At 35.8% G+C, this 1598-nt stretch carries 1 protein-coding gene and 1 pseudogene; one reads left to right on the top strand and one right to left on the bottom strand.

Annotated features, from left to right (window positions below; translation table 11 throughout):
* Window positions 1–726, bottom strand: a 726-nt coding sequence (locus tag H5202_RS22175) for a glucosaminidase domain-containing protein (RefSeq protein WP_182773937.1), incomplete at its 3' end; no start/stop codon positions are given.
* 268 nt (window positions 727–994) lie between these two features.
* Here H5202_RS22175 and H5202_RS22170 point away from each other — a divergent pair.
* Window positions 995–1598: pseudogene (locus H5202_RS22170) on the top strand (2-phospho-L-lactate transferase CofD family protein); the annotation flags it as partial.

Raw genomic sequence — 1598 nt, 5'->3', positions numbered from 1 at the left:
ATTGATTAACCCATAAACTAACCTCTCGGCTGTCGGCTTAATTTTTTGAGCTCGTAAATCTGCACGAATAGACCGAAATAGACGATACGCAGAATTAGTGTTCAAATTAAGCATGTAAGCAATAATAGAATCTTTGGGTGAATCAAATACAGCAACTTCATGGATTTTCCCATCACCTCTCGCTGATGGCACTAAACCACAGCCCTTAATAAAACACCATTGGCCAAAAAAATTAAAACCGTGGACAGCAAAACGTGAACTGCCCCAACCGCTCTCATTTGCAGCTTGTATTAATACCATATCAACAGGAATTATATCGATACGTTTTAATAGTGGCGTTAAGCTTATGCGAGTAATTGCTTTAACATCATATTGATATTTTTCAAGAATGGCTGCTAACCTATCACTATCATGCTCGCTCAACCCTAAACCATTATCAATTTGTTCGATAATGGCCAGTAAGAATTGGCGATCGTGAATAATAATCTGATTTTGAGCTTCAACAGCAGGACGTAAAAAGTCAAAAAACGTTTGTTTTTTAATAGCAATATTTTCTATTTCTGCGAATATAGGTACTTTTCCTAGATCAATTTTATTAAGCTGACGTGAATCGGTTGCTACTGATTCTTGATGAGTATTAGGGAAAATAAATAGTCGCATTCCTAACAGAGCAACAACAGCTAAGCCTAACGCAAATGTCACTTGACCTACATTGCCTATCTTCAATAGTACCTGCCTTATAAATAATTTATTTCAAATTAAAATCTTGTTAATTATAACCATAAAAATCGATAGGATACAGCAAACCACCTTTGCAGATTGTGAGCTTATCCGTTACGGATAAAGGTATGTTAAGTCATCGTCTACAAAAACTAAAATTAATTACACTTTACATACCATATCCAGTTAATATTGATTATACGTGTTTACGGGCAGCTTTTATTAGTTGCGTATCGTCTCATTCAACAACTCAAGGACTTGAGAACAATATATGTTGAATCATAAGTTCAAAAATTATCATCATGTGGTAGCCATCGGTGGCGGACATGGATTAGGTAGAATTCTTGCCTCTTTATCTTTTTTAGGTCCGAGATTAACTGGAATAGTTGCCACTACTGATAATGGTGGTTCTACTGGTCGATTAAGACAAGATCAGCAAACTATAGCATGGGGGGATTTACGTAATTGTCTGTCTCATCTTGCAAGCCGGCCATCATTAGGTTCAATGTTGTTTGACCATAGGTTTACGGGTAACAATGAACTTTCTGGCCATAATTTAGGTAATGTTTTCTTACATGCCCTTGATCAACTTTGTGTAAGACCGCTCGAAGCGGTTAATTTAATTCGTGGATTACTTAAAATTGAAACCCAAATACTTCCGCTGTCGTAAGCATATATTCATCTTTTTGGACGTTCCCATAATGGCAATAAAGTTTTCGGAAAACTTAATGTATAAGGGCTGTTTGAGGTACTCATTGCCTTATTATTAGAGCCTGAAGTAGAATTAGCATCAGAGTTATGTAGTGCTATAGCAATACCTGATTTTAACATAATCGTTTCACTCTCTTTTTTATTCAGAACTCGTTCAAATTTATTAT

This window comes from Shewanella sp. SG41-4 (assembly GCF_014164505.1).
Taxonomy (GTDB): Bacteria; Pseudomonadota; Gammaproteobacteria; order Enterobacterales; family Shewanellaceae; genus Shewanella.
This window is presented reverse-complemented; position numbering and strand designations above follow the sequence as displayed.